This is a genomic window from Sulfitobacter mediterraneus (genome assembly GCF_003054325.1).
Taxonomy (GTDB): domain Bacteria; phylum Pseudomonadota; class Alphaproteobacteria; order Rhodobacterales; family Rhodobacteraceae; genus Sulfitobacter; species Sulfitobacter mediterraneus.
Genome location: NZ_QBKU01000026.1, coordinates 2,501 through 6,126, shown reverse-complemented (window position 1 = coordinate 6,126; position 3,626 = coordinate 2,501). Strand labels below are relative to the sequence as shown.

Annotated in this window: 1 tRNA gene and 2 rRNA genes; all 3 read right to left on the bottom strand. The window is 50.9% G+C overall.

Going from position 1 to position 3,626, the window contains the following annotated elements:
* Nucleotides 1–4 precede the first annotated feature (4 nt).
* The 3 genes from C8N31_RS20020 to C8N31_RS20010 all read right to left on the bottom strand — a co-directional run bounded on the left by C8N31_RS20020 (nt 5) and on the right by C8N31_RS20010 (nt 3,284).
* A tRNA-Met gene (locus C8N31_RS20020) sits at nt 5–81 on the bottom strand.
* 166 nt (nt 82–247) lie between these two features.
* Nucleotides 248–362: ribosomal RNA gene (gene rrf / locus C8N31_RS20015) — 5S ribosomal RNA — on the bottom strand.
* A 90-nt stretch (nt 363–452) separates the two neighbouring features.
* Nucleotides 453–3,284, bottom strand: a 23S ribosomal RNA gene (locus C8N31_RS20010).
* Nucleotides 3,285–3,626 lie beyond the last annotated feature (342 nt).

Below are 3,626 nucleotides of genomic sequence, written 5' to 3'. Positions count from 1 at the left end.
TTTTTGGTTGCGGGAGTAGGATTTGAACCTACGACCTTCAGGTTATGAGCCTGACGAGCTACCGGGCTGCTCCATCCCGCGACACTTTTGTTGGCCTGCTGCACGGTGTTGTGCTTGAGGCCTTTTGTTGGCCTACTGCACGTTGTGCTGTTTTGGGCCGTTTTTTGGTCTGTTACATGTTGTTTTGCATCAGGCCATTGGTCTTTTTTGTCATCGTTGAGAGATACTTCTCTAAAAACCTTATTAGGTTTGGCGATGACCTACTCTCCCACGTCTTAAGACGCAGTACCATCGGCGCTACGGCACTTAACGGCCAGGTTCGGGATGGGGCTGGGTGTTTTGCTCGCGCTATGATCACCAAACCAAATAAAGTTTTTAGAGTTTTCCAAGTCAGTACACTGAGTGTTGTGTATGCTTTTGATTTATCGAGTAAAGTCTTGCTTTTACTGGATCAAATCAAGCCTATCGAGCCATTAGTACCAGTCAACTGAACGTATTACTACGCTTACATCTCTGGCCTATCGACGAGGTGGTCTACCTCGGCTCTCAGGGATACCTTGTTTTGAGGGGGGCTTCCCGCTTAGATGCCTTCAGCGGTTATCCTGTCCGATCATAGCTACCCAGCACTGCTATTGGCATAACAACTGGTCCACCAGTGGATCGTTCACCCCGGTCCTCTCGTACTAGGGGCAACTCCTCTCAAGTATCCTACACCCACGGAAGATAGGGACCGAACTGTCTCACGACGTTCTAAACCCAGCTCACGTACCTCTTTAAACGGCGAACAGCCGTACCCTTGGGACCTGCTCCAGCCCCAGGATGAGATGAGCCGACATCGAGGTGCCAAACACTGCCGTCGATATGGACTCTTGGGCAGTATCAGCCTGTTATCCCCGGCGTACCTTTTATCCGTTGAGCGATGGCCCTCCCACTTGGGACCACCGGATCACTATGGCCGTCTTTCGACTCTGCTCGACTTGTCAGTCTCGCAGTCAGGCTGGCTTCTGCCATTGCACTCAACGAGCGATTTCCGACCGCTCTGAGCCAACCTTCGCGCGCCTCCGTTACGATTTAGGAGGCGACCGCCCCAGTCAAACTACCCGCCACACAGGGTCCCGGATCCGGATAACGGACCGCGGTTAGACATCAAGCAGAACAAGGGTGGTATCTCAAGGGAGGCTCCACGCAAACTGGCGTTCACGTTTCAAAGCCCACCACCTATCCTGCACATGTTCGGCCTAATGCCAATGTGAAGCTGTAGTAAAGGTGCACGGGGTCTTTCCGTCTAACCGCGGGTAACCGGCATCTTGACCGGTAATTCAATTTCGCTGAGTCTATGTTGGAGACAGCGGGGAAGTCGTTACGCCATTCGTGCAGGTCGGAACTTACCCGACAAGGAATTTCGCTACCTTAGGACCGTTATAGTTACGGCCGCCGTTTACCTGGGCTTCAATTCAGAGCTCTCACCCCTCCTTTTAACCTTCAGGCACCGGGCAGGCGTCAGACCCTATACGTCGTCTTGCGACTTCGCAGAGCCCTGTGTTTTTAATAAACAGTCGCCACCCCCTGGTTTGTGCCCCCAGCCCCTAGTTGCCTAGGAACCGGGCCTCCTTCTCGCGAACTTACGGAGGTATTTTGCCGAGTTCCTTCAACATAGTTCTCTCAAGCGCCTTGGTATTCTCTACCTGTCCACCTGTGTCGGTTTAGGGTACGATCTCATGATGGAGCTATTTCCAGGGACCTCTAAGCAGCCCATTCAATCCGATAAGGATGAACTACCCTCGAGATCCGTCACTTCCATCTGGCCCAGGAATATTAACCTGGTTCCCATCGACTACGCCTTTCGGCCTCGCCTTAGGGGTCGGCTTACCCTGCTCAGATTAGCTTTAAGCAGGAACCCTTGGACTTTCGGCGAGAGTGTCTCTCACACTCTTTGTCGCTACTCATGTCATCATTCTCACTAGTGATCTCTCCACCGGATCGCTCACGCGCCAGCTTCACAGAAAAGACTACGTCTCCAATATTCCCGAAGGAAGTAAGGAGACAAAGTCTTATGTCACACTACGCTCTGCTACCATGCAATAAATGCATCCTCAGCTTCGGCTCATGGCTTGAGCCCCGTTACATCTTCGCCGCAAGACAACTTATTTAGACCAGTGAGCTGTTACGCTATCTTTAAAGGATGGCTGCTTCTAAGCCAACCTCCTGGTTGTTTTGGTCGTCTCACCTGCTTTCCCACTTAGCCATGAATTAGGGGCCTTAGCTGGAGGTTAGGGTTGTTTCCCTCTTCACGACGGACGTTAGCATTCGCCGTGTGTCTGCCGACTAGTACTCATCGGTATTCGGAGTTTGGTTAGGATCAGTAAGCCTGTGGGGCCCCATTACCCATCCAGTGCTCTACCCCCGATGGTATTCGGTCGACGCTCTACCTAAATAGATTTCGCAGAGAACCAGCTATCTCCGAGTTTGATTGGCCTTTCACCCCTAGGCACAGCTCATCCCGATCTTTTTCAACAGATGTGGGTTCGGTCCTCCAGTAAGTGTTACCTTACCTTCAACCTGGCCATGCCTAGATCACTCGGTTTCGGGTCTGATCCCACGAACTCGACGCCCTATTAAGACTCGCTTTCGCTACGCCTACACCTAACGGCTTAAGCTTGCTCGTGAGACCAAGTCGATGACCCATTATACAAAAGGTACGCTGTCAGGACGCAAGGTCCCTCCAACTGATTGTAGGCGTTCGGTTTCAGGTACTGTTTCACTCCCCTCGTCGGGGTGCTTTTCACCTTTCCCTCACGGTACTGGTTCACTATCGGTCAGTAAGGAGTACTTAGCCTTCGAAGGTGGTCCTCCGATCTTCAGACAGAATTTCACGTGTTCCGCCCTACTTAATACGTCCAATCATGCTTCTTATACGGGACTATCACCCACTTTGGTTGCGCATTCCAACGCATTCTAACCACAATCATGGCTCGGCTGGTCCCCGTTCGCTCGCCGCTACTAGGGGAGTATCATATTGATTTCCTTTCCTCCGGGTACTTAGATGTTTCAGTTCCCCGGGTTTGCTTTTTTAAGCCTATATATTCAGCCTAAAAATACCTGGTTTACCTCATTATTAGCTGCCCTTGTGGGTAGTAATAACAAAGTATCAGGTGGGTTGCCCCATTCAGAAATTCATGGATCAAAGCTTATTCTCAGCTCCCCATGACTTATCGCAGAGTATCACGTCTTTCATCGCCTCTTACTGCCAAGGCATTCACCAAACGCCCTTTTCGCGCTTGATTTGATCCAGAAAAAGAAAGACTTGCGTCATTCGCGAAGATCAGAAGCTGGTAAGAAACTGATCCTCTTATTCTGAACCAAAAGCATACTTTTACCCGCCCACTCATCTGAGTGGACAATGAGCGATGTCTATAGCTGCCATCCGTGCGGGAGGCAGCATCATCACTCTGGTTAGTGTACTTGACTTGGACAACACGTTCGTTTCAGTCGCGATATGCGCAGCAGACCGAGGAAACAGTCCGTTGTGCACCGGCCTCCGAAGAGGCAGCGCCTGAGTTCTTCGCCATACTCGGCAAGAACAAACAGTGTTGTTTGTTACTTTAAGATTGCTCTCAAAGTAACTG